We start from the raw sequence: 16182 nt of genomic DNA on the forward strand, positions 1-16182 counted from the left end.
CCGCGTCCGCCCGGCCGCGGTGGTTGCGGGTCCGGCAGGTGGCGGCCGGTGGCTACCAGCTGTCCGGTGACGAGCCCGTCGGCACCGGATCCGGTCGTTCGACCGTGCTGACGAGCTGCACGACCTGATGTCGCTCGGCCGACTGCGGGACGGCGTCCATGATCTCCAGCACGTGGAACGCCAGGTCACCGGACGCGCGGTGCGGACGGTCGGTCTCGATGGCGCGCGCCATGTCCGCGAGTCCGACGCCACGTCCCGCGTCCGGGTAGCCCGCCGAGACGGCGACCTCGGCCCAGTCCGGGGCAGCGGTCGTCCAGACCTCGACGGGATCCGAGAACCGGTTCGGGTCCGGGACGGCGATGGTGCCGCTGGTGCCGTAGACCTCGAAGAGGGGAGTGCGGGAGGCCCACACCTCGAAGCTGACGGTGATGCTCGATGTGACACCGTCGCGGTGTTCCAGGATCGCGCTCACATGGGTGTCGACCTGTACCGGAATGGCGGCGGTCGCCTGCGGACCGGTGGCCACGGTGCGTTCGCGGTTCGACCTGCGCGTCACACCGCTGACCCGCAGGACCGGGCCGAACAAGGTGATGAGGGTGCTCAGGTAGTACGGGGCCATGTCGAGGAGCGGCCCGCCGCCGGGTTGGTAGTAGAACTGCGGGTGCGGATGCCAGAGCTCGTGGCCCGGGGATGACCACTGGACGGATGCCGCGACGGCATCGCCGACCGCGCCGCCGTCGAGCAGTGCCCGCGCGGTCTGCACACCGGTGCCGAGGACGGTGTCAGGCGCGCTCCCGACCCGCAGACCCGAAGCGCGGGCCAGCTGCAGCATCGGTGCCGCTTCCTGCGGGGTCAGGCCGAGCGGCTTCTCCGTGAAGACGTGTTTGCCGGCCTGCAGCGCCCGCATGCTGACGTCGACGTGCGCCGCGGGAATGGTGAGGTTGAGGACGACATCGATGCCCGGGTCGGCGAGCAACGCGTCCACACCGAGCGCGGACACCCCCTGCGCAGCGGCCACCTCGGCCGCGCGGGTCTCGTCGATGTCGGCGACGGCGACCAGGGTCAGACCCGGCAGCGAGGGGAACTGCGCGAAGTACTGCGCGCTGATGACGCCGACGCCGATGACGCCGACGTTCATCGCGCCGCCCACAGCAGTCCGCGTTGCACGATCGCGCGCACGTCGGGGTGATCCAGGACCGTCAGCGTGTGGCCGGGCGTCGAGACGAACACCCGGCCCTTGCCCCACTGCCTCGTCCAGATGGCGGGGAACGTGACCGGCCGATGCCACGCGTCCCACGGGCGGGCCGCCTGGGTGACGGTGGCGAGGACGTCGTTGTGCTCGTCCGTGAGCACCCAGTACAACTCGGTCTCCAGATCGAAGTCCGCGACGCCCTGGGTGATCGGGTGGGCCCGGCCCGCGGGCGTGATCTGCACGGTGAACGGGAGGTAGTTGTCGGACTGCTCGCCGGTGCGCAGCGCGGGATGCTTGCCGGCATGGTGGGCGAACTGGCCGCCCATCATGTGCAGGTAGTCGGCGCTGTCGCGGTAGGAGTCGACGATGCCGCCGTGCCAGCCGCCCATTCCCGCGCCGCCCAGGACCGCGGCCTGCAAGCCCGCCAATTCATCGTCGGCGATCGAGTTCATGGTGTTGGTCTGCAGGATCAGATCCACGGTGCTCATGTACTCGGCGTCGGTGTAGACGGCCGCCGACTCCTCGACCCGGACACTGAAGCCGTTGGCCTGAAGGAACGGGATCATCGAGTCGGTCGTCTGCACCGGCTGATGGCCGTCCCATCCTCCACGGACGATCAGCGCGGTCCGGGCCCGGTCCGTCGTCGCGGTCATGTCGGCGGCAGCTGCCTGCTCGGCGGGGCGGTACTGCCGCGGACGACCAGGCTGGTCGCCATCTCCAGGCGCATCGTCGACGGGTCGCCGTCGTTGCGCAGCTCCAGCAGGAAGCGGGTCGCCTGCTCGGCCATCTCGGTGAGCGGTTGACGCACCGTGGTCAGCTGCGGCGTCATCCATCGTGCTGCTTCGATGTCGTCGAACCCCACGATGGACAGGTCTTCGGGGATGCGGATCCCGCGGGAGCGGGCAGCTTCGTAGACACCGAACGCCTGTTGGTCGTTCGCGGTGAAGATCGCGGTGGGACGGTCGGCCCCGGCCAGCAGCCGGGCGCCGCCCTGGACCCCGTCCTCGTACTCGTATCGGCCGGCGACGATGAGCGCCGGGTCGACTTCGATCCCGGCCTTCGCCAGGGCGGTCCGGTAACCGGAGGTGCGCGCGTGCGAACTGATGATGTCGTCCGACCCGGTGATCAGGCCGATCCTGCGGTGTCCGAGTTCGATCAGGTGCTGGGTGGCCATGAGCGCCCCGGACCAGTTGGCCGAGCCGATGGACGCGACGTCGGGGGACGGGTCCCCGGCCGGATCGACGATGACGAAGGGGATGTTCCGGGTGCGCAACCGCCGCTTGGAGTCCTCCGACAGCTCGGAGGACACCAGGATCACCCCCGCCGGATTCCGGCTGGTCGCGCCGACGATCCATTCCGGCGCGGGTCCGTGGTGCTCACCGCTGACGGTGAGCAGGACGCTGATCCCGTTCTCCCGGGCGACGCGGTCCACCCCGGCCAGCAGCGCCATGGTCCATCCGGCCTGGATGTTGAACGGGCCCGCGAAGACCAGCTCGATGAAGCCGGAGTGGGACTTCTCGTCGGTACGCCGTTGATAGCTGGCGGCCGCGAGAAGACTCTCGACGCGGGTGCGGACCGGTTCGGAGACGCCGGGACGGCCGTTGAGCACCTTCGAGACCGTGGACATGGAGACCGACGCGTCGAGGGCGATCTCTGCCAGTGTCGCCCGTCGTGGCGAAACGTTTCGGGTGCTCATGGCGGGAATGCTACTGATAATCGGTGCTGGTAGCGACAGGGGCGCAGTTGAGACCGCGAATTTGCCTGCTTCTCGGTGCGTGCCGCCACACCCAACGTGAGCCACCTCACAAAAGTCGTTGACATCTGCGCCCTGTGACGCGGATACTTTCTGCACTTGTTACGAAATATCTCTCACTTGCGGGCGATGTCGCACCCGCGAATTCTCATCTGTCGTCGACCGGGGCACTGCGAAGAGATCAGGAGACCGAGATGGATTCTCAGACTGTGGGGGCGTCGTTCAGTCGTCGCGGCGTCCTCGGGATGACCGGCGGTGCGGCCATCGCGGCTGCGCTCGCGGCGTGCTCGTCCAGCGGAGGCAGCAAGAGCGGCGGGGGCGGGGGCGGTGGCAAGTCCCTCAAGTTCTGGAACATGCCGTGGGGCGGCACCGCTTTCAACCCGTTGGACAAGAAGATCACCCTGGCCTACAAGCCGGCCAGCGGGTTGCCATCGGCCACCTACCAGGAGATCCAGTGGGCGAACTTCACCCAGACCTTCGCTTCCGCCATCGCCTCCAGGACGGGCCCCGCCGTCAGCTCCGGCGGCGGTACGCAGGCCTTCCAGTTCGCGCACCAGGGCCAGATCGCGTACGCCGACAACCTGCTCGACAGCTGGAAGAAGAACGGGATCTACGACGACTTCTTCCCGGGCCTGGTCGACACCATGAAGACGGACAAGGGGTACGCCGGTGTGCCCTACAACCTCGACGTGCGCGTGTCCTGGTACAACAAGTCGCTGCTCGCCAAGGCCGGTGTCGAACCGCCCACGACCTGGGCGGAGTACGAGAACGTCTGCGCGAAGCTGAAGAAGATCGGGGTCTACGGATTCGGCCTCGGAGCCGGCACCGGGAACAACATCATGGCGCACATCCTGACGGCGTTCATGATCAACAACGGTGGTGGCCTGTTCAACGCCAAGCAGGAGCCGGACTGCGCCAGTGATGCGAACGTCGAGGCGGTGGAGTTCGTCCTCGGGTTGGTCAAGAAGGGGTACTCCGACCCGGCCGCCGCGACCTACACCACCGCGAACGTCTATGCGCAGTGGACCGCCAAGAAGTTCGGGATGGGCTGGGACACGGCCGGTGCCGCGGTCTCGGTCGGCGGAGCGGTCGCCAAGGACATGGTCGTCGGCGTGCCCCTCGCGAGTACGAGCGGGAAGAAGGGCGGCTTGTACTTCCCGAACAACATCATGATGTACACGAACACGCCCAGCCAGAAGGGCTCGGAGGCGTTCCTCACGTACTACTTCCAGACCATGAAGTCCCTCTGGACGCAGAACACCGGCATCGGCTTGCCTCCGCTGAAGTCGATCACCACCACATCCCAGTTCAAGGCCGATCCCAACAGCGTCAAGATCGTCGACGACTGGCAGCCCATCTTCAAGACCTGGGCCGCTCCCGGCGGGACGGGCCTGTTCTACAACATCGCCAACACCGTCGACGGAACAGCACCCATGAACAACTTCGCGCAGAGCATCCTCGGCGGGAAGGTCTCCGCGAAGGCGGCGCTCAGCACCCTGCAGAGCGCCATCGAGCCGCTGATGACCTAGAGCCGGAGGGTGGGCGCGGCCGGCACGAGGCGCCACCCACCGTTCGCGCCCACCATCACACCCCGGCTCACAGGAGAAGTGCATGGCATCGTCGTCGACCGGAGCTCTGGTGCGGGCGCGCAAGGGCGTGGGCGTCGGCGGTCGGGGGCGCCCGCCGGGCTCGGTACGCCGCAAGCGGCGCAGCCGGTTCGCACGCGTCTTCGCGATCTTCGCGCTGCCCTCGGTGGCGCTGCTCCTCCTGCTGAACCTCTACCCCGTCATCTACGCCGCTCTGCAGTCGTTCCGCAACGGCAGCCTCATCGACTCCGGCACCTTCGTCGGACTTCGCAACTACACCGGCATCCTGCACGACCCGGCGTTCTGGCACGCGGCGAGATTCACCCTGGTGTTCACGCTCGTCGGAGTCTTCGGCAGCTGGGCGATCGGGCTGGCCCTGGCGCTGCTGCTGCGGACCCGCATCCCCGGCAGAAGCATCTTCAAAGTGCTGCTCCTGCTGCCGTGGGTGGTCCCCGTGGTGGTGTCGGCCACCTCGTGGAACTGGCTGGTCGCGACACCGCAGTCGCCGATGTCGAGGCTCTTCTCTGCGCTCGGTTTCGGCAACGTGCTCTTCCTCGCCGATCCGCTTCTCGCTCAGATCCTCGTGTGCGTGTTCAAGGTGTGGATCAGCTTCCCGTTCATGATGATGATGATGTCCTCCGCTCTGGCGTCGGTCGACGTCAATGTCTACGAGGCCGCCAAGATCGACGGTGCCGGGAAGTGGCAGACGTTCCGGGAGATCACCCTCCCGATGATCTCCCGATCCACGTACATCAGCTGGGTCCTGATGACGATCTTCTGCGTCAACGACTTCCCGACCATCTTCCTGCTCACCGGCGGCGGCCCGGTCAGAGCGACCCAGTCACTGGTGGTGATGGCCTATCTGACCGTCTTCGCCAACTTCCAGACCGGTCCCGGCGTGGCCATCGCCTTCCTGATGACGATCGTGCTGGTCGCCATCGCCACCCTGCTCTACCGCCAGATTCGAAAGGTGGACATCGAGTGAGTGCCGAGAGCTCGCCGATCCGACTCGGCAAGGCGGCCGCGGTGCATACCGACACCGACACGGCGCGCATACCGCGCAAGCACGGCGCCATCAGCTCGTCCGAGAGACGCGGTCAGTGGTGGCGGTTCGCGGTCATCCTCGTCATCACCGCCGTGGTGCTCGTACCGATCGTGGCCGTGCTCTACCTGTCGGTCCAGCCATCGCTCGGGAGTACCGCCACCGGCGTCACGCTGGAGAACTTCAGCAAGGTCTTCCAACAGACCTCCGTCGGGACCTGGCTCAAGAACAGCCTTCTCGTCACCCTCGTCACGGTGGTGGTCGCCGTGAGCGTCGCAGCCCCCGCCGGTTACGTCCTGTCCAGGGGACGCAACCGGCTCGTGTCCGGGTACGCGCTGATCCTGTTCGTCGCGCAGTCGCTCCCCGTGGTGACGTCGGTCATCCCGTTGTTCATCCTCTTCGCCAAGGTCGGACTCGTCGACAGCCTGACGGGCATCACGATCATCTACGTCGGCTCGACCATGTCGGTCGCCGTCTGGATGATGGCCGCGTACTTCGACTCCATCCCCATCTCGCTGGAGGAGGCCGCCTGGATCGACGGGTGCTCGGTCTTCGGCAGCTTCTTCCGGATCGTGCTGCGCAACTCCCTGCCCGGCCTGCTGTCGACGGCGATCTTCTCGTTCCTGCTGGCCTGGAACGACTACCTCATCGCGGTGGTGTTCCTGCGGTCGGACCAGAACTACACCCTGCAGATCGGCCTGCAGACCTTCTTCCAGCAGAACGCCACCAACTGGGGCCTGGTGATGGCCGTGGCCGTGATCATGATGGTCCCGCCCGTCCTGCTCTTCTCCGTGCTGAACAAGTACTTCAGCGTCGGCGGCATCGGCGGTTCGTTGGCCGGTCGCTGAGCCGATCTCGTACGAAGCGCGACTCTCCCGTCCACCATCGATCGCCCGGCAGGTCACTGCCGGTGAAGGAAAGGACTCGCTCATGGCGACAGTCACGTTCGACAGGGCCGTGCGGCTCTTCCCGGGTGCCGACGCACCCGCCGTGGACGCCCTCGACATCGCGATCGAGGACGGCGAGTTCCTGGTGCTGGTAGGGCCGTCGGGATGCGGCAAGTCCACGTCGCTGCGCATGCTGGCCGGCCTGGAGGACGTCGACGACGGTCGCATCCTGATCGGGGACCGGGATGTCACCGACCTGACGCCCAAGGAGCGGGACATCGCGATGGTCTTCCAGAACTACGCGCTGTATCCGCACATGACCGTGGCGCAGAACATGGGCTTCTCGCTCAAGATTTCGGGGGTGTCGAAGCCGGACATCCACTCCAGGGTGCAGGAGGCGGCCGGACTGCTGGATCTGCTGCCCTATCTGGACCGCAAGCCCAAGTCGCTGTCCGGTGGGCAGCGGCAGCGGGTCGCGATGGGCCGGGCCATCGTGCGGCAGCCGCAGGTCTTCCTCATGGACGAGCCGCTGTCCAACCTCGATGCCAAGCTCCGCGTGCAGACCCGGACCCAGATCGCCTCCCTGCAGCGGCGCCTGGGGGTCACGACGGTCTACGTCACCCACGACCAGGTGGAGGCGATGACGATGGGGGACCGGGTCGCGGTCCTGAAGGACGGCGTCCTGCAGCAGTGCGACACACCTCGCACGCTGTACGACCACCCCGACAACGTCTTCGTCGCCGGCTTCATCGGGTCGCCCGCCATGAACCTGCTGCACCTGCCGGTCACCGACGGCGGGGTCGAGCTCGGCAACGCGGTCGTCCCGGTCCCGCGCCGGGCCCTGGCCCAGGCCGGCGGATCGGTCACCGTCGGCGTGCGACCCGAGGACCTCGTCCTCAACACCGAGGGGAAGGGACTGCAGGTGCAGGTCGAGGTCGTGGAGGAGTTGGGCGCGGACGCCTACATCTACGGACGCACGACCGGCGGTCACGAGGGGCAGATGGTGGCCAGGTTGGGTGGGCGGGACGTCCCGGACAAGGGCACGAAACTGCACTTCACCATCAAGCCGGAACGCATCCACCTCTTCGACCGGACGTCCGGAGAACGCATCGAGTCCTGATCCCCGTCGATGCCCGGCAGGGGTACCCGGCGAACGATCAGTCCTGTGCGGCGCGCCACCCGGCGGCGACCGCGGCTGCCTCGGAGCAGAAGTAGCGCTCGCCCTTGCTGGGCGTGATGACCGTCTTGTCGTACGTCGCGCTGCCCGGCAGGTGGTAGATCTTCTCGCCCTTGGAGTTGATGTTGCCCTTGATCCGGCAGTCGGCCGGTGCGGCGGGGACCGGTGTGCTCGGTGCGACGGGGGCGGGGGCGGGCGAGGTGCTCGGGCGTGAGCCCTCGACCGGCGACCCGAACGACGGGCACGCTCCCCAGAGCCCGGCGTGGGTGCGGCGCGCGGCGCTCTCGGCCGCCCGGAACGGCGCCTGGTACCGGTACGCCGTGTCGTAGGTGTACTCGCGGCCGAAGCCACCCGCGATGAGCGTCTGCGCGACGTTGCGGCCGTCGGCGGTGAAGACGTAACGCAGCGACCGGCCGTACTTGTCGACGTCACCCTGCGATGGGTCCGCCTGCAGGCGCACGCTGCGGCTCTGCACGAGGCTCTGCATCTCGCTGCTGGCCTGCTTGCCGAAACACTGCACGGGCGTGTTCGGTTTGCGGGTCTCGGGGGTGTCGACGCCGATCAACCGGATCTTGCGGCGTACGCCGTCGATGCGCACCGCGATCGTGTCGCCGTCGATGACGCTGAGCACGGGGACGAGAGCGCCAAGGGAGGAGGACTGAGACGTGGGGGAGTGCGTGGCTGCGGGCGTGGACGTCGCGGTGGAGGTCGCCGTGCCGTGGCCCGGCACCACGCCGGCCGCATGCGTGCTGCGCGTCGCCGATGACGTGGATGTCGATCCCGGCGCCGTGCCGGCCTGCTCTGCAGGGTCGCATCCGCCGAGAAGTGCGACGACCACAGCGCCGGCGCCCATCAGGCCGAGCGCGCGAGCATTCCTGCCGATCCCCCCGGTCACCACGCGCCGAAATGTACCCACTCCCACCGTCATGGGCGGCCGGGACATGCTGACACCTTCCGGTGTGTCCGACCCCGCGGGTAGGTTCGTCGCACCGTCATCGCCACCGGAGGTTCCATGTCCTACCCCTCGCTGACCGCGCGCCGAGTCACCGCCATCGTCGTCACCGCATCCGCCGTGCCCGCCCTTGCTCTGACCAGCGCGACCGCCGCCGGGGCGGCGACACCGACCGGCCCCGGTCACTCGGCCGCCGTACGCGACCTGCAGCGGGCGCAGCACGGCGCGGACCACGGCCGCGCGCTCGCCCCGCGCACGCACTTCCGGATGGCGCCGGACGGATCGAGCGGCGCCACGCAGGGCGGCGCCGGCATCCCCAACATCGACTCGGTGAAGTCGACGGTGCGTACCTACTACAACGCCACCAACGGCATCGCGAGCAAGACCAGCTCGCCGTACATCTCGCAGATGAACGCGCTGATGGCCCGCGAGACGAAGAAGCTGCCCGGGTTGCTCGCGAGCGCGAAGAAGACGGGCAAGAAGCCCGCCCTCGTCTTCGACGTCGACGACACCACCCTGTGGACCTACGACATGGAGGACGCGGGGATGCACTTCAACTTCGACCCCGCGCTGCAGGACGTCTACGTGCAGGGTGAGAGGTTCCCGGCCGTCCCGGCGACGGTGGCGTTCGAGAAGAAGGCCGCGGCCATGGGCTTCGCCATCTTCGGCCTGACCGGCCGGAACGACGACCAGAGGAGTGCCACCCTGGCCAACCTCGCCAAGGTCGGCTTCATCGGGTTCACCGCCGACCGGTTCTACACGAAGTGGACGGGCAAGGGCGCGAGCCAGCAGCCCTCGTACATCACCTGCGCGACCGCGAAGTGCACCACCGTGGAGTACAAGGCGGGCACCCGTGCGCACATCGAGTCGCAGGGCTACGACATCGCGCTCAACCTCGGCGACCAGTGGTCGGACCTGCAGGGCAGGCACGCGCAGCACTACCTCAAGCTGCCCAACCCCACCTACTACCTGCCCTCACCGGACCTGCCGGGGTTGTCCGAGCCCAGGCTGGCTCCGCGCACCCGCTTCACGATGAAACCGGACGGGAGCAGCGGCAGGACCGCCGGGGGTGAGGGGATCCCCAACATCGACTCGACCAAGGCGACGATCCGCACCTACTACGACGCGGACTCGATCGGCATCGCCAACAAGACCAGCTCGCCGTACATCAGCGAGATCACCGGGCTCACCCGGCGCATCTCCCCGCTGCTGAACGCCGCGTGCGGGGTCGGGCGGTACGTCGGGATCCGGCCCGCCGTCGTGCTCGACGTCGACGACACCACCTTGTCGACGTACGACATGGAGGACGCCGCGATGCACTTCAACTTCGACCCGGCGCTGCAGGACGTCTACGTGCAGCAGCAGCGTTTCCCGGCCACACCGGGGATGGTCGCGCTCGCCAACGCCGCGAGCGACGCGGGCTGCACGATCATCGGTCTGACCGGGCGGGGCGACAACCAGAAGGCGGCCACGCTCGCCAACCTGGTGAAGGTGGGTTACACCGGGTTCACCGCGGCGAACCTCTACACCAAGTGGACCGGGGTCGGCGCCAGCCAGCAGCCGTCCTACATCCACTGCGCGACCGCCAAGTGCACCACGATCGAGTACAAGAGCCAGACCCGCGCGTACAAGCAGACGGCGGCCGGCGGCGGCTACACGATCCTGGCGAACCTCGGCGATCAGTTCAGCGACCTCATCGGAGGCTCCGCGCTGGTGCCGGTGAAGCTGCCGAACCCGACGTACTACCTCCCGTAGCACCGGATGTCGATGCGCGAGACGCTGGACGAACTGCGGGCTGCTGCGCAGGATCGTCTCGACCCGGACGTCTGGCACTACATCTCCAGGGGCTCGGGCGACCACGTGAGCGTCAACGAGGCCGAACTCGCCTGGGATGTCTGGCGATTGCGCCCGCGCGTGCTGCGCGACGTGTCGTCGGTGCACACGTCCTGCGCGGTCTTCGGCGAGTGGGAGAGCCCGATCGGGATCGCGCCCAGCGCCTACCACCGGCTGGTGCACCCCGAGGGTGAGGCGGCCACCGCACGCGGGGCCGCGGCGAGCGGCGCTCCGTTCGTGCTGTCCAGTCGCTCGACGGTGCCGCTGGAGCAGGTCGCCGAGCAGCTGGGCGCCAGGCCATGGTGGTTCCAGGTCTATCTGATGCACGAGCGCGGCATCAGTGACGCGTTGGCGCGGCGCGCCGCCGAGGCGGGGGCGACGGCTCTGGTGCTCACCGGCGACACGCCCTACCTCGGCTACCGCCCGCGTGCGGGTCGCGCACGGCCGGTGCCGTTGGACGACGAGCTGGCGCTGATCGGCGTTTGCCAGCACCTGCCCGCCGACGTGCAGGATCCCTGGCCGTTGATCGATCAGACGCCGCACCAGACCCTCGCCGACATCGAGCGGCTGGCCGATCTGACCGGGCTGCCGGTGATCGTCAAGGGAGTGCTGCGCGGTGACGACGCGCTCGCGTGCGTGCAGGCCGGTGCCGGAGGGGTGTGGGTCAGCACCCACGGCGGGCGCCAGCTGGACGGCACGGTGCCCACGGCGTACGCGCTTGCGGAGGTCGCCGACGCGGTCGGCGACCGTGCGGTGGTGCTCGCCGACGGCGGCGTACGCGGCGGGCGCGATGCGCTGGTCGCGCTCGCCCTCGGCGCGTCGGCGGTCTTCGTCGGCCGGCCGGCGATGTGGGCGTTGGCCGCGGGTGGCGCCGAAGGTGTCGCCGAACTGCTGACCGGACTGCGCGAGGAGCTCGCGCACCTGATGGGGTTGGCCGGTGCGACCGGTCTGGAGCAGCTCGACCCGTCGCTGGTCACGCGCGTTCCGCGATGATCTCTGCCCTGCCCTGCCGTGCGGGCGACGGTGGGCAGTTTGCGTCGAGGTGGTCGGTTTGCGTTCTTGGCCAGTGCTGCAGCCGTGGCCGAGGACGCAAACCGACCACCCGGGCGGACGACCCCTCGGTCCGGTCGTGCGCTCCAGCGCCCTGAATGGCGCTCAGTGCAGGGGCACGCCGAAGCTGCCGTCGTGGAAGACCTCGTCAAGCGGCCGACGGGCGCGGGTACGGGTGCTGCCGCTCGGTCGGTCCTCGGCGGCGTAACCCAGCGCCACGACGCCGACCAGGTGGTGGCCCTCGGGGATGTCGAAACGTGTCAGGACGGCGTCGGCCCGGTCGGCGGGCACTCCGAAGAACAGCCCGCCGAGGCCTTCGTCGACCGCGCCCAGCAGCATCAGCATCGAGGCCATGCCGGTGTCGACGTCCCAGTACGGCACCGGCCAAGGTGAGCCCGCCACACCCGACCGGGCCTTGTCGGGCTCGGCATAGCGGCGCAGATAACGCGACCGGTCCGAGCAGCACAGGATCAGCACGGGTGCGTCAGACACCCCGTGCAACCAGCCGTTGGAGGGTGCGTCCGGGTCGGTCGTGGCCGACCAGTAGGCCGCCCGGTCGGCGTCGTCGCGCAGCACCACGAAGTCGAACCCCTGGCTGAAGCCCGCGCTCGGAGCCCGCAGCGCGAGCTGCGCCACTCGCCGCAGCACCTCGGGCGGTACGGGTCGGGTGGCGTCGAAACGCCGCACCATCCGGCGTCGCAGAACGGCTTCGCGCAGCTCCACCGCCGTCAGTCCGTGCGGTCGGGCGCGGTGGAGGAGGACTCCGACGATGACGCCGCCGGCGACGACGTCTTCAGGTCGGGGAAGTCGGACTCCCAGAACTCTGTCGGTCCGGATCTGCGTGCCTCGGGTGCCCCGGTGCCGTGCTGGTCGCGCTCCCGGGTGCGCAACTCGACCCGGCGGATCTTGCCGGAGATGGTCTTGGGCAGATCCGCGAACTCGATCCGCCGGATCCGTTTGTACGCGGCGAGGTGCTCACGCGCGTACGTGAGGATGGCGAGCGCGGTCTCCTTGTCCGGTGCATGTCCCGCGGCGAGCACGACGTACGCCTTGGGCACGGCCAGGCGGGTCGGGTCCGGAGACGGGACGACGGCCGCCTCCGCGACGGCCGGGTGCTCGATCAGCACCGACTCCAGCTCGAACGGGGAGATGCGGTAGTCCGACGCCTTGAAGACGTCGTCGGACCGCCCGATGTAGGTGATGTAGCCGTCCGCGTCCCGGACCGCGACGTCGCCGGTGTGGTAGACCCCGCCGCGCATGGCCTCGGCGGTGCGCTCGCGGTCCGCGTCGTAGCCGACCATCAAACCCACCGGCCTGCCGAGGGGTCCGTCCAGACGGAGGCAGATCTCGCCTTCCGCATCGCCCGTGTCGGCTCCGGAGGCCGGGTCGACGAGCACGACGTCGTACCCCGGGAGCACCCGTCCCATCGACCCGGGGACGACGCGCTGGCCGGGGGTGTTGCCGATCTGGGCGGTCGTCTCGGTCTGTCCGAACCCGTCCCGCACCGTGATCCCGAGCGCGGCGCGCACCTGCTCGATCACCTCGGGGTTGAGCGGTTCACCCGCCCCGACCATCTCGCGCAGCGACAGCCGCTCCCGCCAGGGCGCGAGGTCGCTCTGCACGAGCATTCGGTAGACCGTCGGCGGGGCACAGAACGTCGTCGCGCGCTCCTGCGCCAGCGCCCGCAGCAGACTCTGTGCGTCGAACCGCGGCTGATTGACCATCAGCACCGTCGCGCCGGCGTTCCACGGCGCGAAGACACAGCTCCAGGCGTGCTTGGCCCAGCCGGGCGAGCTCACGTTGAGGTGCACGTCGCCGGGCTGCAGACCGATCCAGTACATCGTCGACAGGTGTCCGACCGGGTACGACGCGTGGGTGTGCGTCACCAGCTTCGGTGCGGCCGTGGTGCCTGAGGTGAAGTAGACGAGCATCGGATCCTGCGCGCCGGTGACTGCCGCGGGCGCGGCCGCGTCGGACGTGTCGCTGTCGGAGTAGGAGTGCCAGCCCTCCGGGCACTGTTCGCCGACGGCGATCCGGGTGAACTCACCGGGCACCGTCTCGAAGGCATCCGCGGCGTCGGCCCGCACGATCGCGTGGGCGACCGCGCCGCGGTCGATCCGGTCCCGCAGATCGGCCGAGGTGAGCAGCGTGGCGGCGGGGATCGTGACAGCGCCGAGCCGGATGCACGCCAGCAGGCTCTCCCACAGCTCCACCTGGTTGCCCAGCATCAGCAGCACCCGGTCACCGGACCGGACGCCGAGCGACGCCAGCCAGCCGGCCACCTGCTGGGAGCGCCGGGCCATCTGCGCGTACGTGCAGCTCGTGCGCCGGTCTCCACCGTCCCCCTGGTCGACGATGGTCAACGCCGGGCGGTCGCGGGAGTCCGCCTCCGTCGCCAGGACGTCGAACCAGTCGGTGGCCCAGTTGAAGTGGTCGGGCCGCGGCGGCGAGTACCCCGCGATCGCGGCGTCGTAATCGGTGCGGTGGGCCTGCAGGTGATCCCGCGCGGCGCGGAAATCGTCTGCCGGCGTAGCGATAGGGTTCTGGCTCGTCGACGGCATACGTGAATGTAACCAGCGTCACGCGCCGGGCGCAGCGAAGGAGCACCAACCGATCGGGTGCCTCCGGCGTCTTAGGGGACATGACCACCATCTCCCTCCTGGCGCCCGCCGGCGCCCGGGCGCGGCGACACGTGCGTGAGGAGGGGAGGTCGGCGGTGGCTCGGGGGCAATCGGCGACCGACGCGGCGGTGCGCGAGGTGTACGACGCGCACTTCGGACGGCTCGTCGGATGGGCCACGTCGTTGGTGGGGGACCGCGACCTGGCGCACGACTTCGCGACGGAGGCGTTCATCCGGTTGATCAACCACTGGGGCCAGGTGGCCGAACCGAGGCCCTGGCTCTACACGACGGTCGCCAACCAGGTGCGCGACCACTGGCGCAAACGCGGACGTGAGGCGGCGGCGTACGACAAGTACACCGCGGGCCGGCCCGTCGACATCGACGTCGCGGCACCCGAACCAGACGTGGCGACGCGGCTGACCGTGCGCGACGCCGTGGAGTCCCTGCCCGGGCGGCTGCGGATGACGGTGCTGTTGCATTACTACGCCGACCTCTCGGTGGCCCAGGTCGCCCGCGAACTCGGCAAGTCCGAGGGTGCGGTGAAGCGAGATCTCTACGACGGTCGCAAACTGCTGGCCGAGCATTTGAAGCAGGTGCGATGAACGACGACGACCTCCGCGGATCCGGCGAGGATCGCCGCGAACCGGCGTACGACGACGACCCCGTCGCGCGCTTCTTCGGTGCGCATCGCTCCTCGGTGCGCCCCGAAACAGCAGGCGACCTGGACTGGGCCCGGATCACCCGGGCGGCCCGGCGACGCCGACCGCACCGGTTCCTGGCCGGTGCCGTCGCGGCCGCTGCGGTGGCGGTGGTCGCCGGGTTCGGGGTGTGGACCGTGCAGGCTCCACAGTCGAACGGTCCGGCCGTGGCCGCGAGCTCGGTGAGCTCGACGTCGGTCCGGTCCGGCACACAGGCCGGCGGGGCTCGGCAACCGCAGCACGACAGCGGGACGCCGGTGACACCCGGCGCGCAGTCGCAGGCGCAGCCGCGCGTGGTGGTCCCCGACAGCTTCGTCACCTGGTCGCTCAGCAACGCTGGTAACAACGTCGTGTACGACCTGGGGTCCAGCAGCTGCGGCGCGTTCACCTGTCCGGTGCTGTTGCGCTCCGCCGACAACGGCGCCAGCTGGTCCGGCGTGCACACGTTCGATGGGTCGCTCTACTCCAGCCCGGTGCAGCCGGGTGGCAAGCACATCCAGCCCGACGACCAGTTGCGGGACGTCCGGTTCGTGACGCCGACGACCGGTTACGTCTTCGGCGGCGACCTGTGGGTCACCCACGACTCGGGCGCCAGTTTCTCCCGCGTCGCCCACCCGGGGCGCACGGTCCTGGACGTCGAGGCGTGGCACGGCGACCTGTTGGTGCTGACGGCCGACAAGTGCGCCTCGTCGACCTGCGCCGGATCGGTGAGTCTGACGCGGATGAGCACCTCGGCCGACACCGTGCCGCAGGCTGCGTCCTCGACCGCCGACCTCACGGCTCCGATCGTCTCCGGGCAGATCGTCGTGCGCAACGGGATGGCCTACCTGTCGCTCACCAGCGCCTCCGACGGTGCGCCGCTGCCCCCGCTGCGACTGGTGAACACTTCCCTGGAGCCGATGTACGCGCCGGGCGCGTGCGCCGGGACGTCGCTGCAGGCCATCACCCCGTCCACGACCCTCAACCACCAGCTCTTCGCGCTCTGCACTCCGATGACCGGCGCATCGCGGACGTCGTACACGCTGGTGCACAGCACCGACGACGGCGTGACGTGGACGAAGGTCTCGAGCGGGGCCCTGCAGCTGCCCACCGGCTCTCGCCCCGACCTGGCCTCGGTCGACGCGGACCACGTGGCCGCCTCGGCCGGTCCGACCACGACGACGGGTGCCGCCGCGGTCGTGGGAGCCGGATCGTTGGTCGTCTCCACGGACGGCGGCAAGACCTTCGTCGCCAAGGACGGTCCGCTCGGTCTGCCCGCCAGCGGGATCGACTGGCTCGCCAGCCCGGGCGGGAGCCAGTACTACGCGATCACCCTGAGCAGCTCGGGATACTGGTGGTCGAACGACTCGGGGCTCACGTGGAGGCTCGTCGACCCGATCCGCTGACGTGGG

Annotated in this window: 14 protein-coding genes; 8 read left to right on the plus strand and 6 right to left on the minus strand. The window is 69.2% G+C overall.

The features are described from left to right. Positions 1-52: 52 nt before the first annotated feature. From J4030_RS09500 to J4030_RS09510, 3 genes are read right to left on the minus strand one after another with little or no spacing between them, the layout of a single operon-like run. Positions 53-1138, minus strand: a complete 1086-nt coding sequence (locus J4030_RS09500) for a Gfo/Idh/MocA family protein (protein ID WP_208048974.1) — start codon at positions 1136-1138, stop codon at positions 53-55. Then, positions 1135-1845, minus strand: a complete 711-nt coding sequence (locus J4030_RS09505) for a ThuA domain-containing protein (protein ID WP_208048975.1) — start codon at positions 1843-1845, stop codon at positions 1135-1137. Before J4030_RS09505 ends, J4030_RS09500 begins: the two co-directional genes overlap by 4 nt. Further along, the gene (locus J4030_RS09510) at positions 1842-2888 is read right to left on the minus strand and encodes a LacI family DNA-binding transcriptional regulator (protein ID WP_208048976.1); all 1047 of its coding nucleotides are present in this window, start codon (positions 2886-2888) and stop codon (positions 1842-1844) included. The genes J4030_RS09505 and J4030_RS09510 overlap by 4 nt, the downstream gene beginning before the upstream one ends. Positions 2889-3139: 251 nt before the next feature. Between J4030_RS09510 and J4030_RS09515 the strand changes: the two genes are divergently transcribed. The 4 genes from J4030_RS09515 (at position 3140) to J4030_RS09530 (ending at position 7580) form a co-directional block, all read left to right on the plus strand. Continuing rightward, positions 3140-4474: an ABC transporter substrate-binding protein gene (locus J4030_RS09515; protein WP_208048977.1), complete on the plus strand. Its 1335-nt coding sequence runs from the start codon at positions 3140-3142 to the stop codon at positions 4472-4474. Positions 4475-4556: 82 nt separating this feature from the next. Next, positions 4557-5516, plus strand: a complete 960-nt coding sequence (locus J4030_RS09520) for a carbohydrate ABC transporter permease (RefSeq protein ID WP_208048978.1) — start codon at positions 4557-4559, stop codon at positions 5514-5516. Then, complete coding sequence (locus J4030_RS09525; protein ID WP_307864635.1) at positions 5513-6421, plus strand: carbohydrate ABC transporter permease; 909 nt, start codon at positions 5513-5515, stop codon at positions 6419-6421. The genes J4030_RS09520 and J4030_RS09525 overlap by 4 nt, the downstream gene beginning before the upstream one ends. Positions 6422-6503: 82 nt before the next feature. Next, entirely contained in the window at positions 6504-7580 is a 1077-nt protein-coding gene (locus J4030_RS09530) for an ABC transporter ATP-binding protein (protein WP_208048979.1), read from the plus strand. 37 nt (positions 7581-7617) lie between these two features. Here J4030_RS09530 and J4030_RS09535 read toward each other — a convergent pair whose 3' ends face one another. Then, on the minus strand, positions 7618-8535 hold the full coding sequence (locus tag J4030_RS09535) for a thermonuclease family protein (RefSeq protein ID WP_307864636.1): 918 nt from the start codon (positions 8533-8535) through the stop codon (positions 7618-7620). 114 nt (positions 8536-8649) lie between these two features. Between J4030_RS09535 and J4030_RS09540 the strand changes: the two genes are divergently transcribed. Together J4030_RS09540 and J4030_RS09545 are read left to right on the plus strand one after the other, a co-directional pair. Further along, positions 8650-10344: an HAD family acid phosphatase gene (locus tag J4030_RS09540; protein WP_208048980.1), complete on the plus strand. Its 1695-nt coding sequence runs from the start codon at positions 8650-8652 to the stop codon at positions 10342-10344. 12 nt (positions 10345-10356) lie between these two features. Next, positions 10357-11415 (plus strand): alpha-hydroxy acid oxidase, encoded by a 1059-nt coding sequence (locus J4030_RS09545; RefSeq protein ID WP_208048981.1) that lies wholly within the window; start codon positions 10357-10359, stop codon positions 11413-11415. A gap of 162 nt (positions 11416-11577) precedes the next feature. Here the strand turns inward: J4030_RS09545 and J4030_RS09550 are convergent, their stop codons facing one another. Continuing rightward, the gene (locus J4030_RS09550; RefSeq protein WP_307864637.1) at positions 11578-12195 is read right to left on the minus strand and encodes a nitroreductase family protein; all 618 of its coding nucleotides are present in this window, start codon (positions 12193-12195) and stop codon (positions 11578-11580) included. A 5-nt stretch (positions 12196-12200) separates the two neighbouring features. Beyond that, the gene (locus J4030_RS09555; protein ID WP_243763080.1) at positions 12201-14033 is read right to left on the minus strand and encodes an AMP-binding protein; all 1833 of its coding nucleotides are present in this window, start codon (positions 14031-14033) and stop codon (positions 12201-12203) included. 80 nt (positions 14034-14113) lie between these two features. Here J4030_RS09555 and J4030_RS09560 point away from each other — a divergent pair, with 80 nt between their 5' ends. After that, positions 14114-14695 (plus strand): RNA polymerase sigma factor, encoded by a 582-nt coding sequence (locus tag J4030_RS09560; protein ID WP_208048982.1) that lies wholly within the window; start codon positions 14114-14116, stop codon positions 14693-14695. After that, positions 14692-16176, plus strand: a complete 1485-nt coding sequence (locus J4030_RS09565) for a hypothetical protein (protein ID WP_208048983.1) — start codon at positions 14692-14694, stop codon at positions 16174-16176. The genes J4030_RS09560 and J4030_RS09565 overlap by 4 nt, the downstream gene beginning before the upstream one ends. Positions 16177-16182: the final 6 nt, after the last annotated feature.

The sequence above is a fragment of the Allobranchiibius sp. CTAmp26 genome, assembly GCF_017565405.1.
GTDB lineage: Bacteria > Actinomycetota > Actinomycetes > Actinomycetales > Dermatophilaceae > Allobranchiibius.